Here is a 21,746-nt window from a genome sequence, read left to right as displayed (position 1 = left end):
GATTCCACGCCGTTTTCTCCCTGATGTATGGGTGCATTGTGCGCGCGTGTTGTTTGGTGCAAGCGCACATACACGCTGTTTGCCTGCCGTGCGGTGAACAAAGAGAGGAGAAAAATGTATTCGATTGTTGACATAATAGTTAAATCTTAGTAAACATTTTTTCCATAGAGCAACACTATATTAACTAAGGCGCAACAATGAGTAACGGATTCGAGTCTTTTTTCGAGAGGCTTTGTTCAGAGACGGAAATCAAAAATCAATCCCAGCTTGCCCGTGAGCTGGATGTCGGCCGGGCCGCGGTGTCACTTGCCAAGCGCAAGGATTCCGTACCTGCACGGTGGATTCTCGACCTGTCGGCGCGGTTCGGACTGAACCCGCTCTGGTTGGAACAGGGCAAGGGGTTTCCTCGGCCGGAAGCAGCCATAGCTGCTGCAGTGGAAGAGGGGGCCTGCTATGAAGAAGTCCCCAAAGTGCGCGCTCGGCTGTGTGCCGGTGGCGGGTCCTTTGAGACAGAAGGGCTGGTGGAAGGTTATTACTCCTTTCGTTCGGATTGGCTGAACCGACGCGGTAATCCAGCCAATATGGTGCTCATGGAAGTCATAGGAAATTCCATGGAACCCGAGATCAAGGAAGGGGATCTGGTACTTATCGATCAGTCCCGATCCGATGTGCTTTCCGGCGGCATTTATGCCGTTGGCGTGGAAGACACGGTTATGGTGAAACGGGTTGAACGGCTGCCCGGTACATTGGTACTGCGTAGCGACAACGTGGATTATTCGCCTATCCATCTTTCGGGCGACGAGCTGAACAATGTCCGGGTCATAGGCCAGGTCTTGTGGGCTTCGAGAGAGTATCGCTGATCATTGCATATTGTAGACAAACAAAACCCCCGTACCGTGTACACGGTGCGGGGGTTTTGTTTGTTCTTGATATGATTGATTTATTTTTATTAAAGGACAGATTGTAGATCAAAGTGATACAAAGTGTAAAAAAATAGTTGACAAAAACAGGCTGAGTTGTTTATCAAAGAGTCACGTTGGGGCTAAAAGAATAACAACTGCGCTGCGGCGCCCGTATACTAAGGAGAGAGTCATGCAGGAACGTTTTTGCAAGTGTGGTCACAAGTTGATGGTGCAGTATACCCTTGATGGCTTTCTTCCCTGGGAGCCAGTTATCGTGGATGATTCCACGGTCGTTTCTCCAGTCAAGGTCTGCCCCTGTTGCGGGACCTACCTCTCCATACATTTCCTGAGATAATTGTTCCGGGCGGACACCCTATCCTTGAGGGTTTCAGTCCACCCATCCCTGTTGGCAAGGGCCATGCGCACTCCCTGGAGCGCATGGCCCTTGTTTTTTGCCCTCAGTCGTTCATCTGCCGCATTGCTATTGCGTAAGCAGGCCCTTGCGTATCGGAATGCGCGGCGGTTCTGCTTTTGCCTTGGGCTTTGCAACTGAATGGCTGAGATGAAAAAAAATCTGTGGTCGGTCAGGAAATGGAGAACGAAAGCGTGCTTTCTGTAGTCATCCGGTTGATGACATTTACTGGCGAATATCCTTGGTGCGGGGGAGGTTGACGGATTTTGTTCGGTTGCGGCCTGATTGTTTGGCGAGATAGAGAGCGTTGTCCGCGGCTTTGAGCAGGTGTTCCGGCGAATTGCTGCAGTTCGGGACGCCAGAGGAAACGCCGATGGACACGGTTACCGATTCGGTTTCATGCGAGCAGGGGTGATGCAGGTTGCATTTGGCGAGGTTTGTATGGATGGCCTCGGCAACGGAGCAGGCTCCTTCGTAATCGGTGTTGGGCAGAATGATGGCGAACTCTTCGCCGCCGTATCGGGCCACGAGATCGCCCGGCCGGTGGGTGGCTGCCTGGATTGCCCTGGCAACGGAGCAGAGACAGGTGTCGCCCACGACGTGCCCGAGTGAGTCGTTGTATTTTTTGAAGTGATCAATGTCGATCATGAGCAGCCCGATGGGCCTGTCGTCCCGGCCATTGCGCACCCACTCGCGAACCAGTGTGTCATCAAAGCAGCGCCTGTTGGCGATGCCGGTCAGGCCGTCGAGATTGGTCATGCGTTCCAGACGCCGGGCCAGATGTTCCAGCTCTTGTTCACGGAACATCCGCTTGAGCATTTCCCGGCGGAGTTGCAGAGCGGAACGGACACGCGCCCTCAGTTCGATGGGGCAGATGGGGGTGACTATGTAGTCGGAGGCCCCGGCGGCAAACGCCCGGTCCAGGATGCCGGATTCCTTGTTTGCCGTGAGAGCGATTATCGGAATATCTTCAAATGTGCGGTGCGATTTGATCGTCAGCAGGGCGCCAATGCCATTCGTGTCATGAATATCCAGGTCAAGCAGTATCAGATCCACCGGTGTGTCAGAGTCGAGAGAAGTACCTATGTATTTCAAGGCCTGATCCAGCGTAGATACTGAAAATAGATCATTATATCCGGCAGCTTTCAGGGTGTCGGATATAATCTCCACATTGGCGATGAGGTCGTTAATTAAGAGAATTTTCATGACTACAGATTCTTTAGCAAAGATCTATACTTTTTGCGACCCCCTATTTTCAGTAATATGGGCGGGTATTTGCGTCCATATCTTCCGTTGTCAGCCGTTACTTTTCGGCCTGATCCGTTTTTTTGCATTCGACTGTAAAAATGATGTAATAATCTGTGTTATTATTTTGCAAAAAAATTTGGTGCGGTGTACCTTGAACGGTAAGTACTGATAACGAGCTGTGTTGTTCAGCCCCATCTATATTCGGAGGTCCGATGTTTCGGTTCAAATTTTCTGCTGCCCTGATGCTCTTTCTCTTTGCTCTCTCACTCCTTCCGCTTCCTTCTTTTGCTGCTGGAAGTGGTGCGTTTATAGCCGTATATAATTCGGGCCGTGCACAGGTCCGGGAGACGCGTGTGGTCACCCTGCCCAAAGGCGCGGCGGCTGTGGTCTTTACCGATGTTCCCGAAACCCTGGACCCCACCTCTATTCGGGCTTTTGCGCAAGGCATGACAGTCAATGATATAGCGTACAGCTATACGCCCATAACTGTCAGAAATCTGCTGGACGCCTACGTGGGCAAGGAGTTGACGGTTATTCTTCCCGATCCTTCGGATGCCAATGCGCGCATCCTGCGCAAGGCCACGCTGGTTTCCAATCAGGATGGTCCTGTCTTTATCACCGGAAAGGAAGTCTATGTCGGTGACTATGACGCCATTCTTTTGCCGGAACTGCCCAAAGGATTGAACGCGGAGCCGACCCTGACCTTGACCACGGACAGCGCGGACAAGGGGACGAAAGGCGTCTCGTTGAGCTATCTCATGGGTGGGCTCAATTGGCGGGCCGACTATACAATGACTGTGGACAAGGATGGTGCCCGTGCCGCCATTGATGCGTGGGCCACGGTAACCAATACTTCGGGAAAGATGTTCAAATCGGCTGACGTTCGTCTTGTGGCCGGTGAGGTCAGTCGCGCCTTGGGCAAGAGGATGACGCGCAATGCGCCTGTCATGGCCATGGAATCCATGGACATGGACGCTGTTCCGGCTCCTGCTTCCGAGGAATCCTTTTCTCAATATCATGTCTATGCGATCGACCGCGCAATCTCCCTGCCTGCCAACGGCACCAAGCAGGTTGGCCTTTTCTCTGCTCCGGCTGTGGCAGTATCCCAGGAGCTGACCAGCCGTTTCAGCAGTGGCCCGTCAGTACGACGCGGTGAGATGAAACAGCCTGTGGAATCGGCGCTCATCTTCACTAACACCAAGCAGAACGGGTTGGGAGTTCCCATGCCCGAGGGGCTGGTCCGTGTCTTCATGCCCACGTCCGATGGCAACAACCTGCTGGCAGGTGAAGTCGCCGTGGGGCACAAGGCAGAAGGAAAAGAGGTCCGTCTGGTTCTCGGCCGTTCCTTTGACGTGAATGTGGAGCGTGTTCAGAAGAACTATGAAAAGATCGGCAAGAATGCGTTTACCATGACCTGGGAAATCACTGCCACCAATGGCAACGCCAAGCCGCAGGACCTGAAGTTGCTCGACTCCTTCCCCGGCGACTGGGAAGTGATCAAGGCAGACGTGCCGTATTCCAAGGTGGATGGTTCCACCATCGCGTTTAACATCTCCGGTCTCACAAGCGTGCCCAAGGTCATCACCTACACCGTCAGGATCACATATTAGAGGTGCACATCATGGTCGAAATCGAACGAAATGAACTGAAGACACTCAAAGGTTTTTATGCGCTCATGGCGGCCACACGCGCTGTTCGCTTCAATGCGGTCAATGCCATCATCAATGGTGACGCAGTACCTGAACGGAGCGTTGCCTCGTTACAGAACGGGTTGGACACGCTCGAAGATGTATCGGAGTCCGAGGGGAAAAAGGTCCTGTCGCTGGATGGCGAGAGGACCATCTCTCTTGATATGGATTACGAGATCAACGAATTGAGGAAGGATATCTTCTATCTGGAGGAAGGAGAGGAGACGTTCCTCGATCTGCTCTCCGACCTGCATCCGAACTTTGAGGAGCACGTTCGAGCCGGACATGAGTTGCTCAATGGATTGGATGTGAACGGGTTTATCACTGATCGTGACGGGACCATCAACAACTATTGCGCTCGATACCTTACCTCGATTCAGTCCATTTACAATGCGGTTTTTCTGACCCGTTTTGCCCTGAACAAGGCGAAACGGCCGGTGATTCTGACCTCGGCCCCATTGGACGGGCTTATTGAGATCAGCGTCAACCCGGAGGGTGAAATCTACTATGCGGCTTCCAAGGGACGGGAGTGCCTGGACCTGGAGGGCCGCGTTCGTCGTCTGAGCATTACACCGCAGAAACAGGAGGCCATTGAATTACTTAACAAGCGACTGGGTGATCTGACGAGCGGGGCCGAATACGAAAAGTTCACGCTCATCGGCTCCGGCCTGCAATTCAAGTTCGGCCAATCCACCGTTGCCCGGCAGGACATCGGCAAGTCCATTGATGAAGCCGAATCCAAGGCGTTTTTGAAGACCTTGGAAGCACTGGTGGCAGAGCTTGACCCGGATGGGCTGAATTTCCGCATGGAAGATACCGGCCTGGATGTGGAAATCATTCTCACCGTTGAAACGGCGGGAGAAGGGCTCAAGGATTTCGACAAGGGGGACGGGGTAAAATATCTCAATGATGAATTGGACCTTCAGATGTTCCGGGGGCCGCACCTCATCTGCGGCGACACCGGGTCCGATGTTCCCATGTTGGAAGCCGCCCTGGAGCTGGCTCCTGACACCAGGGCCATTTACGTTACTGAAAATACTGAACTGGCAACTCGTATAAACGGGCTTACGCACTCTGCGTTGATCGTACCCGAACCTGATATGCTGGTAACCATTCTGGGCACTCTGTAGCCTGGCATACCGTATTCAAGGAGTTCTTCGTGTCAGCAATCACACTCAAAGGCGTTATCTTTGACCTTGATGGTGTCATTACTCGAACCGCTCGCGTCCATGCAGAGGCATGGGAGACGGCTTTCAACGAATTTTTGAAGATTCACAGCGAGAACGCGAATATCTCGTTCGAGCCTTTTGACCGCACTGCCGATTACCATAACTACGTGGACGGCAAACCGCGTTTTGAAGGCGTCATGAGCTTTCTCAAGTCGAGAAATATCCGGTTGCCAGTCGGCTCGCCTGATTGCGAACCGGGTTTTGACTCGGTCTGCGGCATCGGTAACAGGAAGAACGAACTTTTTCAGGATATTCTCAAGGAGCAGGGGCCGGAGGTCTTTGCCTCTTCCGTCCAACTCGTCAAGGACCTTAAAAGCCAGGGTATCCGGGTCGGTCTGGCGACCTCCAGCCGCAATTGTTCTTTGGTGGTCAAGCTGGCCGGGCTGGAGGATATGTTTGAGACGCAGGTGGATGGCGTGGTGTCTGCAGAACTGGAACTCAAGGGCAAGCCAGAGCCAGACATTTTTGTGGCAGCGGCGAAGAATCTGGGGTTATCACCGGGCGAATGCGTGGTCGTGGAGGACGCTATTTCAGGCGTGCAGGCCGGTTGCATGGGGAACTTCGGTTTGACGCTGGGAGTGGCCAGAAACACGCCGGGCGAGATGCTGAAGCGGTTCGGCGCGGACAAGGTTGTCTCCGATCTCGGTGAAATATCCGTATTCGATCTCCTTGAATGGTTTGAGACCGGCATGGCCACGGATGAGTGGTATCTCAGTTACAACGGCTTTGATCCTGGTGATGAAAAGTTGCGTGAGACGCTGACCACCGTGGGCAATGGCTATCTCGGGACGCGGGGAGCTTATGAGTGCGAGTGCTCCTCGTACTATTTCAACCCCGGCACCTATATCTCCGGAGTGTTCAACAAGACTCCGAGCATGGTCCAGGGACGTGAAATATGGAATAATGATTTTGTCAACTGCCCCAACTGGTTGCCTGTTGAATTCAAGATCGGGACTGGTGATTTTACCAGCCCGTTATCCATGGAGATGTTGAGCTATAGTCACAGGCTGAACATGCGTGAAGGCGTCATGGAGCGGTACCTGGTCGTCAAGGATCAGGTCGGGCGCATCACCCGTATTTCGTCACGAAGGGTGGCTTCCATGGCTGACCCGCACCAATTGGCGATGAAGATCAACTATACGCCACTCAACTATTCAGCCCGGTTGACCATCCGTTCTTCCATTGACGGCAATGTGAGCAATGACGGCGTGGCTCGCTATGCCAGTCTGAATACCCATCATCTGAATCAGGTGGCCGGTGGCAAGGCCGGAGACGGCTTCTTCCTGCATGTGGAGACCTCCCATTCCCGCTACCAGATCGTCATGACGTCCAAGACCAAGGTTGAGGAAGACGGCAAGATGCTCACCGTCCGAAAGGACTATGTTCGGGACAGGGCCAAGATCTCCGAAGAAATGCAGGTCAATGTCAAAGAGAACCATCGCTATTCCATTGAAAAGTTCGTCTATGTGCGCACCTCCCTTGACAGGGAACCCGGCGATCTCAAGGAAATGTGCCTGGACGGTCTGAAAAACATGCGTACCTTCAAGGGGGTGCATGGCCCGCATGCCAAGAACTGGAAGGCCCTGTGGCAGAAGGCGGACATCCGCGTCACTGGCGATCGGTTCGTCCAGCGCGTACTGCGACTGCATATCTATCACCTGCTGGTTACGGCCAGCCCGCACAATGTCAATCGGGATGCGGGCATGCCTGCGCGCGGTCTGCACGGCGAGGCCTACCGCGGCCATATCTTCTGGGATGAAGTGTATATCCAGCCGTTTTTTGACACGAACTTTCCGGAAATTTCCAAGGCGCTGCTCATGTATCGGTACAACCGGTTGGATGCCGCGCGTGAATATGCCCGGGAGAACGGGTATATCGGGGCCATGTATCCCTGGCAGACAGCGGATGATGGTTCCGAGGAGACCCAGGAAGTCCATTACAACCCCGATGCCGACAATTGGGGACCGGATCTGTCCCGCCGCCAACGGCATGTCTCCATCGCTGTGTTCGTCAATGCCTGGCGCTACGTCTCCTGGACTGGAGACAAACGTTTCCTGCGGGACTACGGGGCGGAGTTGATGCTTGATATTGCCCGGTTCTGGGGCGGTATCGCGACCTATGAAGAGGCTACTGACAAGTATCACATAGATGGCATAATGGGGCCGGATGAATTCCATGAGGCGCTGCCCGGATCAGAGGAACCGGGAGTGCGCGACAATGCCTACACCAATATAATGGTGGTCTGGCTGCTCGAAAAATCGCTCGCCATTCTTGACGAGTTGCCGCCCAAGGTGCGCGCGCAGGTTGTGGCCAAGATCGGTTTGACAGAAGAGGAAATCTTCAAGTGGCGGGAAATGACGACCAAACTCAACGTGATCATGAACGAAGACGGGATCATCAGTCAGTTTGACGGCTATATGGATCTGGATGAGCTGGATTGGGACGGGTATCGCAAGCGGTTCTATTCCATCCACCGCATGGATCGGATTCTCAAGGCCGAAGGAGACAATCCGGATCATTACAAGGTCGCCAAGCAGGCGGACACGCTCATGACCTGGTACCTGTTGGAGCCGGACGAAGTGGCTCGCATTCTGACTCAGTTGGGACACAACGTGGACAATCCGCTGTCGTTGCTGGAGGCCAACTACGACTTCTACGAGAAGCGGACATCCCATGGCTCAACATTGTCCAAGGTTGTACATGCGGTTATTTCCAAGTACATCTACTCCAGTGAAATATCATGGGATTGGTTCATGGAGGCCATGGAGTCAGATATCAATGACACCCAAGGCGGCACCACTGTCGAGGGCGTGCACACCGGTGTCATGGCAGGAACCCTGGAGGTCCTTAAACAGGACTTCGCCGGGTTGAACCTGTCCTCCATGCCGATGAAGGTGGACCCGGATTTACCTCCCCATTGGGGCGAGATGAAACTGAGCTTTATCTGGCGCTCCATCTGGTTTGATCTGGTTATCGAGGCAGACCGGGTGAACATGACCGCCTACCATACGGGCGACAAGATCGTGCCGGTTGAAATCTTCGGCAAGGAGTATGATCTCAAGCCCGGCATGACCGTGGAAGCCAGGCGGCCAATACAGTGATTCGTAGACAGTAAATTGTGACGCTCCTCTTGAATGAGCGCCTCGCATCGGGACAGTTCGATGAGGGAGAAAAGGTCCACTAACAGCCTTTTCTTCCTCATTTTTTTTGATCTGATATGCGTTGCATTACCGGCGGAGAGGGGCGCGATGAAGAGGCCCGGGCATTGGGCGTGGAGGCTGGCAGATTACGTCTAGGCGTGGTGGTGGCCGTGACTGTCATCACTGCCAGTGCTGTCTCTATCAATGGCATCATAGGCTGGGTCGGACTGGTTGTGCCACACCTTGCGCGGATGGTGGTTGGCCCTGACTACACGCCTTTTCGGGGTGAATTTTGAGTGCGAGCGGGAGAAGCTTGCATGATTCCGGGAAGAGATGTAGTGAGTGCTCGCGCTGGAGACGTTCTTTTCCGGCAATTCATTTTTTTTCAGGAGCTGCCATGTCACTCAGTATAGGTATCGTCGGCCTGCCCAATGTCGGCAAATCCACTTTGTTCAATGCACTCACCAAGGCGCAAAACGCCGAGAGTGCCAACTATGCATTCTGTACCATTGAGCCGAACAAGGCTGTGGTGCCGGTGCCGGACAGCCGCCTTGAAGTGTTGTCCGATCTGGTCAAACCCCAACGGGTGCAGAGTTCCACGGTCGATTTCGTGGATATCGCCGGTCTGGTGGCCGGTGCCAGCAAGGGCGAAGGACTTGGCAATAAATTTCTGGGCAATATCCGTGAGACACAGGCTATTCTGCACGTGGTCCGTTGCTTTGATGATGACGACGTCATCCACGTGTCCAACTCGGTGGACCCGATCCGCGACATCGAGGTGATCGAAACCGAACTGATCCTCGCTGATGTTCAGGTTCTGGACAATCGTTTGGAGCGCATGGAAAAGCAACTCAAGGGCGACAAGACCCTGGCTCCGAAGATCGAGGTGGCCAAGCAACTCATCGCCCACATGAACGAAGGGCAGCCTGCCAGCACGTTCCCCGGTGAGCACAAGGCGCTTGGTGACCTGCTTGCCGAGCTGCATCTGATCACGGCCAAGAACGTCATCTATTGCGCCAATGTCGATGAAGACGGTGTGGCCGAAGACAACGAGTATGTGGCGTCAGTCAAGGCGCTGGCCGCTGAACGTGGCGCCGAGTTCGTCAAGATTTCCGCCAAGATGGAAGAAGAACTGGTCGGTCTCGACGAGGAAGAGCAAAAGGAATTTCTCGAATCCTACGGCATTGAGGAATCCGGCCTGCATCAGATCATCCGTACCGGCTTCCACTCGCTGGGCCTGATCAGCTATTTCACTGCCGGTGTGAAGGAAGTCCGCGCCTGGACCATCCACGACGGCGACAAGGCCCCGCAGGCAGCCGGTGTCATTCACACCGATTTCGAGCGCGGTTTCATTCGCGCCGAGGTCATCAGCTACGATAATTACGTGAAGTTCGGCTCAGAATCCAAATGCCGTTCCGAGGGCGTCCTCAAAGTCGAAGGCAAGGACTACGTCATGAAGGATGGCGATGTAGTCCACTTCCTGTTTAATGTTTAGCGGCGGCTTGCGATAGCGGCGCATCTGCACATTTTAAGTGAATTGTAGGCGAGTCTTCGAGCCGTACAAGATCTTATGCCTCAGGTATAGCGGGTACTCTTCAATCCTCACCGTAGCTAGGCTACGCCTCCGGTTGAAGAGCACCCGAGAAAATGCACAGCTACACCACTCTCACAAGCCTCACGGCTAGAAAGAAATATATAGGCCTCGCCGATTTTCGGCGGGGTCTTTTTTTTGTTGGCTGGATTGGTGCGTACTATTGATAGTAGGTAGACTCCAATGAATTTAACGAACTGCCGGACACCGCAAAAAGAGATCGAATACAATTCGACCAAGCAGCCCCAGAGTGCCAGAGAGGCTCAGAAGCAAAGGGCCTCCAAACTCCCAAATGTGGAAACTACGCCAACAAGCTTTTTGATGGTCCCAAAAGGTTGCTTCAAAAGCAGCGAGCCGATCCAGAAGCTCTTGCAGTGCCTTTTCTTCAGGTTTCCCGCTCTCTCTAATACTATCTATCACCTGGTAAGCTGTAATCTTTTTCGGGGTGTCATCCCAAAACATGGAAGAGATTCCTGTGCATCGCAATTGCCATTCCATTTTGGCAGGCCAGCACAGCATGACAAAGTAACTAATAAAATAAGCACTTATGCAGATCAAAAGAAAGTTAAAATGGATTTTGGGGAAAGTCAGAGTGTTGCCAAATACGGTAAACATGCCACCGAGTTGCCCATAGCAAGCTTGAAAGAGACAAATGCTTGCGACAAGAAGCATGTTTCGACGTGTTTTGTACGCCTGAAGCGGGAGAGTTATGAAGGGATTTTCCTTCATATGCTCTATCGAGGATTCAATCTTTTCCTTCTTTGGGTCGGTGCTTTTATTCTCATCGAACATGCTGTCTCCATTCGCGTCATACTAATTAGATATTGGATTTCAATTACACATGCTCCTCTGCCGGATGAATTGTCAATTCCGATGGCAGCGTAAACGTAGATTTCAAAAGAAGTGGGTGAAAGATGAAATCACTTTTTGATGTAGATACCGTGTCGCTTAAACCATCCGGCTTTCCGTTTGTTGGGATATTTACCAAGTGTGGGGTCAAATTCTCCATACTCCCATTCAATGGCTCTACCCTTCAACCAACAGACGAGAGTGTATGGACTTTTGACAACTGCAATCAAAACAATTCGGACCGCTCTAAACAGGCAAAGAATGACTGCAAGGCCAAGCCCGATGATGAGTCCTTCAATAATATTATCAACGTTCAACGGCTTCTCCTTTTTGGTGGCGTGGTCGATGTCCACTCTATATCCCAAACCAAGCCGTATGCCCAGACTAGGCAGTAACGATCTGACTATCAGCAGTAGGTTCATAATATAATGATTTATCTAATTTGCCCTATGCAAAAGGATGCCGGACTTACAAATATATAAGAAAGCCCCCTGCCGTTAGGCAGGGGGCTTTCTTAATTTTTCCAATACGAGCCGTGAGGCTTGTGAGAGTGGTGTAGCTGTGCATTTTCTCGGGTGCTCTTCAACCGGAGGCGTAGCCTAGCTACGGTGAGGATTGAAGAGTGCCCGAAAAATGTGCAGATGCGCCGCTATCGCAAGCCGCCTCTAATCGTCAAAGTCGCCGGCTGGCCCCTTGTCCGTGTCGATCTCGGCGGCCATGGCTTTGATTTTTTCTTCGGTCCACTCGGCAGCGTCCTCGAACTTTTCCTTCTTGAGGCCGAGATCGTAGGAACCGGCTTCGAGGATGAGGTCGTAGGCGATGGGAGCGGTGTCCTGGGCGTTGAACACGTTGACCAGCAGGTCGTAGACGAATTCTTCCACACCCTGGGCCATGCGCTGTTGCACGGCCTGGGATTGTCCCTGCCAGCGGCGTTCGAAGACCAGGTTGAGCTTCTTGTAGTCGCCGCCCTTGATGTTGTTGGCATCGGCGTAAGCGACCATTTCGTCCCACAGCGCGTCGTCCACGCCTTCACCCGGGACCTTGGCGAAGTGATCGCCGTCCATGATGGCGTTGCCGAAGTCGTTGACCTTCACGCCCCAACCGATCATTTGCAGCGCAGTGGCCACGTTGGCCTTGGTGGTGGCGGTCTGTGCGGCGATGGCGCGCAGACGGTCGGAGTCGTTGCCAGAGGTGCCGTGCTGTGCGCCGGAGGTGCCGTAGGGTTCCAGAGCCTTGTGAATATCAGCGGTCAGTTCCACCTGGATGCCTTCGCCTGATGCTTCGATGCCGTGGGTGGTGCCGTTGTTCAGGGCGATCCAGTCCGGGCACAGGCCGTGGGCGTTGAGTCCCTGGCACAGGAACTTGGCTTCCAACGGGCTGGACAGACCGAACGCGCCTTTGATCTCGCCGATTTCGGTCTCGTAGCCAGCCCAGGAAGGGATGGATGGAGAGACTTCGATGTTGGCGAGCAGGTTGAGATCGTCGGTCATGTGTGATGCGTCGATGGCGATGGAGGTCACGCCTGTTTCGAACAGGGAAGGGATTTCCGCTTTGGCAACGGCCACGTCATCCCATTTTTTCATGAAATAATGGTCTGCATGAACGGCTACCGGAATGGTGATGCCGAGCTTGTTGCAGAGGTAGTCAATCCTGCGGGCGATGTTCCACAGCGTTGTCGGACAGTATGTGGCTTCCGACCGGGCGATTTCGATGATGATCGCTGCGTTGGCGCGCTGGGCGGCCTTGAGGGCGCCTTCTATAATGAAAATATTACGGCCGTTGGCAGCGATGGTCATGGCACCGCCTTTGGCGGTCATGGCGCGGTCAATGACCTTGCCGCTGACCAGCAGGGCCTGGGAGCCGGGGAAGTTTTGAACGACGTTCGGCGGACGACCGACGGCGAGAGCTTTTTTGAATGTGTCTTGGGACATACCCTTCCTCCTTGGGAACGTTGAATTATCAGGATAGTAGAAACCAATCGTTGCAGGAAGTCAAAATGAAAGGGCACGATATGCAGGATTTCATACAACCCAAAATCGGAGCATGGTTGCCCACACTCCGTCCTGTCGACGATATCAGCATTCGGCGCTACATGGTAGCGGTTTGTGCGAGCTGAAGTTTGGTGGTTTTCGTCTTGTTTTTTTTGGGCTTCGCGCCTTCTACCGGCATGAGGGTGTAGCCCATTTCATGGGCCATGAACTCGAGAATGGCGACGTTGTGCGTCACACGGCAAATCTCGAACATGGTCTCGGCACCGAGCTTTGCATGCGAATCAAACGGATTCAATTCACGAAGCAGCGTTGAATACGGCTTCTTGATCGATCGTGAGACTTCTTTGGCCGGAATACGCCCTTCTAAAACGACATCTTGCATTTTTTTTGTCAGATTCTTCTCGAACATGGTTCCCCCCATAAAGTAGAATTTTCTGCCTTATGCTGGAAGTTACTCCATTTTGGTTTTTTGCGTCAACGAAAATAGCAAGTTTGTACAAAAAACGCTGGTCCGAATGCTGAGTCTTTTTATTTTATACTATAAATTTAACAATTTATAACAATTTCTCTTGAGGCACTTTTTTTGATTGAAATCGGACGGAATCAGCTCACTTCTTTGTATTTCCCATGAATTGCATGGCGAGCATGGTGATGTCGTCTGACTGTTCGGCGCCCTTGGCAAAGACCGTGATGGACTCTGCGATGTCACCGACCACCTTGGGAGCGGTGGGGGTGTCCATGGATTCCAAAAGGTTCATGAGTCGATCATCCGAGTAGATGTGTTTATCCGGGTCCATGGCTTCGGTGACGCCGTCAGTATAGATGAACATGATGTCGCCGGGGTGCATGGTCATGGTCTTGGTGGAATATTCCATGGTGTCCATGATGCCGGCCACTGGCTCGCCAAAAGGCGGTATCCATTCCGGTTTCTTGCCGGAAGGCATGTAGATGGGCGGGTTGTGCCCGGCATTGGCAAAGCGGGTCTCGCCCGTATGGATGTTCATGATCGCCAGGAAAAGCGTGACGAACATGCAGGACTCGTTGTCTGCGGCGAGGTCCGCGTTGACCTTGGTCAGGACTTCGCCGGGATCGAGCCCCTTTTCGGCCACGACCTTGAGCAGGGTCTTGGTCACGGCCATGAAGAAGGCCGCAGGCACCCCTTTGCCCGAGACATCACCCACCAGAAAACAGAAATGATCGTCGTCAATAAAAAAGAAATCGTAGAGGTCTCCGCCCACTTCCTTTGCCGGTTCAATGGAGGCAAAGACTTCGAATTCCTTGCGTTCCGGGAAGGCTGGGAAGAGCTTGGGCAGGATGCCCATTTGAATGTCGCGGGCAATGCGCAGTTCGGATTCGATACGCTCCTTGGCCGCTGTGGTGTCGGTCAGATTGGCGATATACTCCTTGAGGGAGCCTTTCATGTATTCGAGGGACGCCGCCAGATCACCCACTTCGTCGTTGCTGGTCTCCGGCAGCGTGGTGTCGAGATTCCCGGAGGCGATCACACGCGCCGAGGCAGAGAGGTTGCGCAGGGGGTGGGTGATGCGACGGGCTATGGCTATGGTCACCAGGGCCAGGATGAAGAATCCGGCCAGTCCGATAAGGGTCATGACCTTGGACAGTTGCTCCATTTCGGCCAGCATCTCGCCTTTGGGAAACAGGATGCCGATGGCCCAGCCGCCGTGTTCGAGCCCCTTGCTGAAGAGGAACGAATCTTCTCCTGAGTAGCTGGAACCGATTGAAATAAAAGCCGATTCGCCATTTAGCATTTGCTTGCCGAGTTCCCGCATGCGGCTGGAGCCGCGTTCTTCGGCCAGGGAGAAGATGGTCTGGTTCATGATCATCGACTTGTCGGGGTGGGAGATGAATGTGCCATGGTGCGAGAGCAGGAAGGCAAAGCCGCTGTCAAAGATGCGGATGCCGGAGACCATCTCCCTGAGTCGTTCCAGAGAGATGTCTGCCGTGACAACACCGGCAAAGATCGTTTTTCCATCGACGTTTCGGTAAAAGGGGACGGCATAGGTTGCCATGACAACACCGCCGCCACCTTCGTCAAAATAGGGTTCGGTCCAGATGGGGGTGCCCATCTCCTTGGGGATTTGGTACCAATCCATGTAGAAATACCGGTAGTTTGCATCGCCGAGCATGGTCTGCGCGATGCGCCCGTTGGACCTGAAATGGTAGGGCGCGTAATAGCGTTGTTCCGGCTTTATGGTTTTAGGCTCAAAGGCCACGGCAATGCCATACACCTCGGGATTGTGGGCCAGGATATTTCGACTGAGGGCCAGAAGGTCTTTTTCGGGCATGGATTCATCTGCAAGTGAGATGGCCATGTGTTCGGCAACTTGTTGAACGCTGGCGAGGAAGGCGTCAATGCGGGCCGTTGTGGATTGGGCCAGGAGTCGGGAGTTCTCTTCAGTCTGCTTGAGCAGGGCCTGTTTCGAGTAGGTGTAGTTATACCCGACAATGGCGGCCACGATGATGAAGGCGCAACACAGGATGGAGAGGGTGAGCTTGAATGCTATGGGGCGGCGCTGTTTCATCGAATTTTTCCCTTGTAGAAATCGCCGAAGGGCGGGCCTTCTTTCAGAAAACCTTCCTTGAGGAGGGTCTTGCGAACCCTGTCATAGTCAACCCAGCGCAACATGCCCATGGTTGAGTCGTTGGCAGGGGCGATGATGTCCTCCATTCTGGCGAGCATCCATCGTTGATGGGGGGTGTTTGTGGGGACGTTGGCTTCACGCATACGGCGCATGACGCTCTGGAGCGCTTCCTCCTTGTGGGCGAAAGCATATTTCCAGCCGCGAACCGTTGCCTCGACCAGTCGTCTGCACAGGGATGGATCGGTGGTGACCGTTTTTTGCAGACAGTAGATGCCGTCCTCGGGAAAGTTGAGGCCCACGTCGCTGAAAAAGAGCGGGACCAGCTCGTCTTCGTCCAGACCATATGAGTATAGCGTATGGTACTCGTTGTACCACATGCCTGAGGCGGCATCCACGCCCCCTCGCAGGAAGAGATCCAGCGAGGACGTCTGGGGTACGACAGTAACGTTCATGTTTTTCTGATGGAAAAAGGCCCGGGGCTGTATTTCGAATTCATTGGCCCACAGGCCGACTTTCCGGCCATCCAGGTCCGCAAACGATGTGATGCCGGAAGACTTCTTGGCAATGAGCATGAGGGCGGAACGCTGAACGAACTGCCCTATGTTGACTATGGGCATGGTCTCATGCTTCTGCAATCCGGTTGTCAGAAACATGGTGGCGAATTCCGCCTTGCCTTCCTTGAGATAGTCACTGGCCATGACGTCCGGCCCGCCGGAGATAATGGTCAGGTCGATGCCTGCCTCTGCGTAGAACCCCTTGTCCTGCGCCATGTAAAATCCACTGAACTGGGCCTGTGGCAGCCATTGCAGCACAATCCGCGCCTTGTCCCTTTCTGCGGCCTGGGCCGGGAGTGTGCCAACGGTGAGCGCGATGAGAAAGAGCAGGAATGCCGTAAACCCGAGTGGACGTTTCGTCATGTTTAGCGCCTTATGCAGTGATCGAAGTCAGGAAGCTTGAGAAGAGGGTACACAATGTACCGGTGCTGTTTTGCAGGCGGTGGTTATCATCAAAAATGTGCAGGTCCGCCTTGTGCCCTTTGGCAAAGCGGATTGCGTGTTCAACAGGCACGACATCGTCATCCCAACCATGGACCACGGTGATGACGGGCGGCAGCTTCGTGAAGACGTGTATGTCGTAGCCGGGGAAATAGAAGGCCGGAGCCAGCAGGAACAAGCCCAGCACATTCGCATGCTTGGCTGCTGCCGTGGCAACGTATCCGCCCATGCTTGAGCCGGCAAGGATGGTGGGGCCGGTTTTTTCTTCAAGCAGGTCCAGCAGCCATTGCACACGCAGATCAGGGTCCTCGGTTTCCCGAAAGTCCGGGGCTTCCATGGTCAGACCCAACTGAGCCGATGTTTCAGCCAGGGCCTTGCTCTTGGTTCCCCAGGGTTCTCCCAGAGAGCCATGGCACCAAATCAGATTGATGTCAGACATGATTCTACTCCTCACTTGAAGGTGTCGTGCCTGCAAACCTGCGAATAGCGTCAAAAAGCGCGCTTTTTTTCACCGGCTTGGGCAGATGGTGATTGGCTCCTGCCGAAAGACATTGCTTGGCTTCTTCGTTTAAGGTGTATGCTGTCATGGCAATGATGGGGACCTGTGCAACGCCGTTTTTCTGTTCCCATTCCCGTATGGTCCGGGTGGCCTCATAGCCGTTCATGATGGGCATCTGGATATCCATGAGGACAAGATCCCACGTGCCGTTCTTGAAGGCTTCAACGCCGTCCCGTCCGTTTTCAACCACGGTTATCGAACAGGAAGTGTCCTTGAGATATGTCTGAATGACAAAGGCGTTGTAGTTGGAATCCTCGAACATGAGGATGTTGGCCGTGGGAAGCTGCGGGAGCTCTTTGTTGGCGGTGGGAAATGCTGTCGGTACGGGGGCAGCTTCAGAGTCGCCCTTGAATCGGGCCGTGAAATGAAAGGTGCTCCCTTTGCCGGGAGTGGATTCGGCCCAGATACGTCCGCCCATGAGTTGGGCCAGCTTTCTGCTGATGGCCAGCCCGAGACCGGTGCCGCCGAACTTTCGGGTGGTGGAGTTGTCGGCCTGCGTGAACGCGTCGAAGATGGTGGTCAGCTTCTGGCCCGGGATGCCCATGCCGGTGTCGGCCACGGAAAATTGGAGCAGTACTTCGTCTCCGGGGTTGGGCATTTTCTCAACGGTCAATGAGACGCTGCCTTTTTCGGTAAACTTGACGGCATTGCCGAGGAGGTTGACGAGTATTTGCCTGAGTCGTGCCGGGTCTCCGTGGAGTTTGTCTGGAATGCCGTTGGACACTTCGCAGGAAAGCGTCAACTGTTTCTGATAGACTTGGGCGTCTACGAGAGCGCAGGTCTTGTCCAGTATCTCGTTCAGGGAGAACCATGTTCCTTCCAACTCCATGTAGCCCGCTTCTATCTTGGACAAGTCAAGGACATCGTTGAGGATTTCAAGCAGTGCTTCGCCAGCTGTCCGAAACACGTCGACATATTCCTTTTGGTCCTCGGTCAACTCGGTTTCCCACAGCACATCGGCCATGCCCAGGATGGCGTTCATGGGGGTTCTGATTTCATGGCTCATGGAGGCCAGGAAGCTGCTCTTGGCGAGGTTGGCGATGTCTGCGGCTTTTTTGGATTTGCGCACCTCTTCCAGTGCGTTGTTCAGGGACGTGTTCTTGGCATTGAGCTCCTCGGTGCGTTCCCTGACCCTGGATTCCAGAATATCCTGATATTTCTGGAGCTTTGTATTTGCCCCCTGCAGGTCCTGGATAAGGTGGCGGACCGACTCCCGCATATCGTCAATGGCCCGGGCCAGACTCCCCAGCTCATTCGGCGCGGATGTGTCGATGGGAGCATCCAGATCGCCATCGGCAATGAGTGCGGCTGATTCTTCCAATCTTGCCAGTGGCGCAAAAAATATTTTTTGCGTAAAGCGAATGGTTGTCTGAGATATGGCCATGATGAGCAACAGTGCAAAGCCAAGTATCGCACAGGAATATATCCATACTTCGGTGTTGTTGGCTTCGGTCGACACCACCAGTCTGAATGAGCCGATCCAGTCGCCGTTTTTACGGATGGGTATATCCTTGGTGATGAAAACATGCTCCCTGGTGAATGCCTTGAACGGCATCCCGGCGTACTGTGCCCGGGATTTCGAGGCCATGATCTCACGCCCGGTAGTGACTTGCGCGAAGACAACGGTTTCGTCACGGAAAACAGCATCGATAAAGTCTCTGGCTGAGGACTGGTCGATCTGCCAGACAGCAGAGGCTAGGCTGGTTTCAGCCAGTGCACAGATTCTGTCAGTTTGCTCTTCCAATTGCACATTGAGCCGATATGCCGTGAACAGGATTATGGCGCAGGAAAAGCAGAGCACGATGAATGCAGTGATTCCGAGCTGTACGAGCGAGGCCCGGCGGCTGATGGAGTGGGCTCTGATCAGCCCATGCATGTGGTTTCGTGTCATGTGGCGGTCGTTTTTTTGAAAGAATGTATCACCTCTTGAGTTCATATGGTGTTCGGCCGATCTTGGCAAGAACGCGTGGCATTTTCCTTACACCTCGGGCAGGCAAGGGGCAAAAAAAAAGGCCGGATACCAATCCGGCCTTAAAAATTCGTGAACGCGGCGAGTTACGCGTTTGCACTATCTAGCGAGAAGCCCATCTCCGAAGCCATGTACTGGAGCGGACGAATGTCATGGGTCACCTTCATAATTTCAAGCAGGGTCTCGGCACCGAGTTTGGCGCTGACGTCGAAGGGGTTGATCTCGCGCATCAGGGTTGAATACGGCTTGTTGATCTTTTCAGCAACGAGCTTCGCTTGAATGCCGCTGTCGAGAATGCAGTCCTGAACCACTTTGGTTACGTTCTTTTCAAACATCATTGCCCTCCCGCAAGAGTTTGTTGGTTGTTGTCACTGTGAGGTCGTCACCCTTGGTATTTAGATTGGCTATGAGCAACCAGCGTGCCAAAGATGAAAGTAATGGATTAAATCTAATGATTCTAATGGTTATAACGAGTGTATTGGTTTGGTATTATTACGGTATCTTGTCGCAAAGGCGTCGCATGCGACACTTTATGTTGTCGCATGCGACGATTATGTCGCATGCGACAGTGGCGCGCTACACAATAAAATGGTGATGCACGCTGCTCAGGAGGCAGGCAAAAGATGAGAGAACGTTCCCAAGTGGACGGCTGAGGATGTGCGGCGTTTTCTCTGGAACCAGCTCAACCTATACTGATCGGGTTTCATCGTGGTTATTCGTGCACAAAAAAAGGGGAGCTGCCAATGGCAGCTCCCTTTAGGTCCCGGCGAACCGGGTTCCGAATCGTATCTTTCAGGCTATCAGGTGTGGGTTGCGGTCCAATCTGGTGCCTTAGGAGGTGATCCGTTCGGTGTTCTAGGAATTTTGATCGCGATTCCAGTCCTGGGACCAGGACTTCCAGGAATCGATGTATGTCAGCCATGCGCGGCTGCCGAGAACGATTTCCATGATTCTGGAGGCAGTAAGATTAGTGAACATATTGAAATCCTCTTGATAACTTTTGTAAAGACAGTGAACTATTCAGTGCCGTTGTTGTGCCAGATTTTTATCAGCCTTCCTGGCCAGGGCTGTTTTCAAGGCTGCGCATGACATGGTTGATGGTCTCCGCAAATATGCCGTCGGACTCATACGGAGTCAGGAGGCTGGTGCGAACCGAACCGACAATATTGCCGTAGATGATCAACGCGGTCACCTCCACCGGGAGGGAGCGGATCGAGCCGTCTTCAATGCCAATTGTCACGCAGCGTTTCAGCCCTTCAATGAAGATGCTGAATTTTTCGGCCACTTTCTTGCCGTTGACACCGACTTCTATGTGGCTGAAAGGGGAGCACCTGAGGAGGATCGGAAAGCGGTTCCGGTGTTCCTCGGTAAACTCGAAATATGAGACCATATACCTGCGGACGAGTTCCAACCCGTCTGCGGGTTCTGCCGTGGCTTCGGTCAGTCGGGTGATGAGGCTGTCCGCCATGTCAAAGCCCGCTGCAAGGAAGAGCTCCTGCTTGCTGCCGAAGTAATGGGAAACCAATCCAAAGGAAACATCAGCGCGACCGGCCACGTCCTTGACGGTGGCGGCGGTGAACCCCAGCTGGCCAAAGGCCTCCTGGGCGGCTCTGAGTATTGCTTCCTTTTTCGACATGATTCGGTTCCCTTTCTGCTATCGATTGATTGTGCAATCAACTTGTTGATCAATGTATAGATTGATTGTGCAATCAGTGTCAAGCGCAAAAAATGAATAAATCGTCTTTCGGCTTTATATTTATATGTAAGCGAGATTCGCCCTGTGATTTCGGCTTTATGACAGCGGGTCATGGGCTGGACGAGGCCTGCTCTCCCTCTCTCGGCTCATAGGGGGAGAGCAGGCATTGCTGGCGTCTTGGGCACGATCCACCTAGTTCGTGTGCCGTGCTGGAGGCCTCAGGCGGAGTGTTTGCCTACTTCCTGTTTCCACTCGGACACTATCCCTTTTACCTGCTCATATTGGGAGGAATCCTGTTTGTAGTATTCCGCAAAAACATGCAGGTCCGTGGCGCCGCGCGGTGCGAAGAGTCCCTTGACGCGGCACCAGAGCGGATCAAGCACTTCAACGAAATCATCGAGCATCTTGTTGGCCAATGTCTCCATGAAGGATTGGTGGTTGCGGTAGGCGAACATGTAGAGCTTGAAGCTCTTGGATTCCACGATTTTCTGATCGGGGATGTATTCCATGGCAATGGTTCCGAAATCCGGCTGGCCGGTCATGGGGCAGAGCGAGGTGTATTCTGGAAAGGAGATGGACACGACATAGGGCCTGCCCGGATAGTTGTTCGGGAAGGCTTCGAGGATGCCGGGATTCGGCGAATCCATCTGGTATGTGGTCTGTCCACCCGCACCGAGGGTTTGCAGGTGGCTGGTTTTATCTTGGCTCTTTGACATGGATTGCTCCTTCATGCGTCACGGGTATCGAGGGAAATTTTGACTTTTCCATGTGCTGATGGCAAGTGCTGCTCAACTGAGGTGTCGCCGGGGACAGTTTTTCCCCCAAGCGACAGGTTTGTACCACCACATTTGGACAGTTCAATCCAAGGAAGAAA

General features: G+C 53.4%; 20 protein-coding genes. 7 read left to right on the top strand and 13 right to left on the bottom strand.

All coding sequences use genetic code 11. The features are described 5' to 3' along the window. The first annotated feature begins 197 nt into the window (after positions 1 to 197). On the top strand, positions 198 to 860 hold the full coding sequence (locus SRBAKS_RS07740; RefSeq protein WP_229595817.1) for a LexA family transcriptional regulator: 663 nt from the start codon (positions 198 to 200) through the stop codon (positions 858 to 860). A gap of 232 nt (positions 861 to 1,092) precedes the next feature. Further along, complete coding sequence (locus tag SRBAKS_RS07735) at positions 1,093 to 1,257, top strand: hypothetical protein (protein WP_229595815.1); 165 nt, start codon at positions 1,093 to 1,095, stop codon at positions 1,255 to 1,257. A gap of 282 nt (positions 1,258 to 1,539) precedes the next feature. On the opposite strand, the gene SRBAKS_RS07730 is transcribed toward SRBAKS_RS07735, so the two are convergent. After that, complete coding sequence (locus tag SRBAKS_RS07730) at positions 1,540 to 2,520, bottom strand: GGDEF domain-containing response regulator (protein WP_229595813.1); 981 nt, start codon at positions 2,518 to 2,520, stop codon at positions 1,540 to 1,542. Positions 2,521 to 2,774: 254 nt separating this feature from the next. Here SRBAKS_RS07730 and SRBAKS_RS07725 point away from each other — a divergent pair, with 254 nt between their 5' ends. From SRBAKS_RS07725 to ychF, 5 genes are all read left to right on the top strand, one after another. Then, on the top strand, positions 2,775 to 4,172 hold the full coding sequence (locus SRBAKS_RS07725; RefSeq protein ID WP_229595811.1) for a DUF4139 domain-containing protein: 1,398 nt from the start codon (positions 2,775 to 2,777) through the stop codon (positions 4,170 to 4,172). A gap of 11 nt (positions 4,173 to 4,183) precedes the next feature. Further along, positions 4,184 to 5,380, top strand: coding sequence for a trehalose 6-phosphate synthase (locus SRBAKS_RS07720; RefSeq protein ID WP_229595809.1), 1,197 nt, complete (start codon positions 4,184 to 4,186; stop codon positions 5,378 to 5,380). Positions 5,381 to 5,409: 29 nt separating this feature from the next. After that, positions 5,410 to 8,580, top strand: coding sequence for a beta-phosphoglucomutase family hydrolase (locus tag SRBAKS_RS07715; protein WP_229595808.1), 3,171 nt, complete (start codon positions 5,410 to 5,412; stop codon positions 8,578 to 8,580). Positions 8,581 to 8,696: 116 nt separating this feature from the next. Further along, on the top strand, positions 8,697 to 8,915 hold the full coding sequence (locus tag SRBAKS_RS07710) for an iron chelate uptake ABC transporter family permease subunit (protein ID WP_229595806.1): 219 nt from the start codon (positions 8,697 to 8,699) through the stop codon (positions 8,913 to 8,915). Positions 8,916 to 9,016: 101 nt separating this feature from the next. Continuing rightward, a complete protein-coding gene (gene ychF, locus SRBAKS_RS07705) occupies positions 9,017 to 10,114 on the top strand; it encodes a redox-regulated ATPase YchF (RefSeq protein WP_229595805.1) in 1,098 nt (365 codons plus the stop codon). A 285-nt stretch (positions 10,115 to 10,399) separates the two neighbouring features. On the opposite strand, the gene SRBAKS_RS07700 is transcribed toward ychF, so the two are convergent. The 12 genes from SRBAKS_RS07700 to queF all read right to left on the bottom strand — a co-directional run bounded on the left by SRBAKS_RS07700 (position 10,400) and on the right by queF (position 21,588). Continuing rightward, on the bottom strand, positions 10,400 to 11,002 hold the full coding sequence (locus tag SRBAKS_RS07700) for a hypothetical protein (protein WP_229595799.1): 603 nt from the start codon (positions 11,000 to 11,002) through the stop codon (positions 10,400 to 10,402). Between the two features lie 128 nt (positions 11,003 to 11,130). Next, complete coding sequence (locus tag SRBAKS_RS07695) at positions 11,131 to 11,412, bottom strand: hypothetical protein (RefSeq protein ID WP_229595797.1); 282 nt, start codon at positions 11,410 to 11,412, stop codon at positions 11,131 to 11,133. 312 nt (positions 11,413 to 11,724) lie between these two features. Next, a complete protein-coding gene (locus SRBAKS_RS07690; RefSeq protein WP_229595795.1) occupies positions 11,725 to 12,990 on the bottom strand; it encodes a class II fructose-bisphosphate aldolase in 1,266 nt (421 codons plus the stop codon). Positions 12,991 to 13,147: 157 nt separating this feature from the next. Beyond that, positions 13,148 to 13,459: a phage regulatory CII family protein gene (locus SRBAKS_RS07685; RefSeq protein ID WP_229595793.1), complete on the bottom strand. Its 312-nt coding sequence runs from the start codon at positions 13,457 to 13,459 to the stop codon at positions 13,148 to 13,150. Between the two features lie 199 nt (positions 13,460 to 13,658). After that, positions 13,659 to 15,593 carry a SpoIIE family protein phosphatase gene (locus tag SRBAKS_RS07680; RefSeq protein WP_229595789.1) on the bottom strand — a complete coding sequence of 645 codons (1,935 nt, stop codon included), beginning with the start codon at positions 15,591 to 15,593 and terminating at the stop codon, positions 13,659 to 13,661. Beyond that, positions 15,590 to 16,570, bottom strand: coding sequence for an ABC transporter substrate-binding protein (locus SRBAKS_RS07675; protein WP_229595787.1), 981 nt, complete (start codon positions 16,568 to 16,570; stop codon positions 15,590 to 15,592). Before SRBAKS_RS07675 ends, SRBAKS_RS07680 begins: the two co-directional genes overlap by 4 nt. A gap of 10 nt (positions 16,571 to 16,580) precedes the next feature. After that, positions 16,581 to 17,087: an alpha/beta hydrolase gene (locus SRBAKS_RS07670; protein ID WP_229595785.1), complete on the bottom strand. Its 507-nt coding sequence runs from the start codon at positions 17,085 to 17,087 to the stop codon at positions 16,581 to 16,583. Between the two features lie 4 nt (positions 17,088 to 17,091). After that, the gene (locus SRBAKS_RS07665) at positions 17,092 to 19,098 is read right to left on the bottom strand and encodes an ATP-binding protein (protein ID WP_229595784.1); all 2,007 of its coding nucleotides are present in this window, start codon (positions 19,096 to 19,098) and stop codon (positions 17,092 to 17,094) included. A 164-nt stretch (positions 19,099 to 19,262) separates the two neighbouring features. Then, the gene (locus SRBAKS_RS07660; protein WP_430709111.1) at positions 19,263 to 19,511 is read right to left on the bottom strand and encodes a phage regulatory CII family protein; all 249 of its coding nucleotides are present in this window, start codon (positions 19,509 to 19,511) and stop codon (positions 19,263 to 19,265) included. A gap of 520 nt (positions 19,512 to 20,031) precedes the next feature. After that, positions 20,032 to 20,154 carry a hypothetical protein gene (locus tag SRBAKS_RS17840; RefSeq protein WP_283816541.1) on the bottom strand — a complete coding sequence of 41 codons (123 nt, stop codon included), beginning with the start codon at positions 20,152 to 20,154 and terminating at the stop codon, positions 20,032 to 20,034. Between the two features lie 70 nt (positions 20,155 to 20,224). Then, entirely contained in the window at positions 20,225 to 20,812 is a 588-nt protein-coding gene (locus tag SRBAKS_RS07655; protein ID WP_229595777.1) for a TetR/AcrR family transcriptional regulator, read from the bottom strand. Between the two features lie 278 nt (positions 20,813 to 21,090). After that, positions 21,091 to 21,588 carry a preQ(1) synthase gene (gene queF, locus SRBAKS_RS07650; RefSeq protein WP_229595775.1) on the bottom strand — a complete coding sequence of 166 codons (498 nt, stop codon included), beginning with the start codon at positions 21,586 to 21,588 and terminating at the stop codon, positions 21,091 to 21,093. Positions 21,589 to 21,746 lie beyond the last annotated feature (158 nt).

It is taken from the genome of Pseudodesulfovibrio sediminis (genome assembly GCF_020886695.1).
In the GTDB taxonomy this organism is placed as follows: domain Bacteria; phylum Desulfobacterota; class Desulfovibrionia; order Desulfovibrionales; family Desulfovibrionaceae; genus Pseudodesulfovibrio; species Pseudodesulfovibrio sediminis.
The sequence above is the reverse complement of the archived record's forward strand: the minus strand, read 5'-3'. Positions and strand labels throughout refer to the sequence as shown.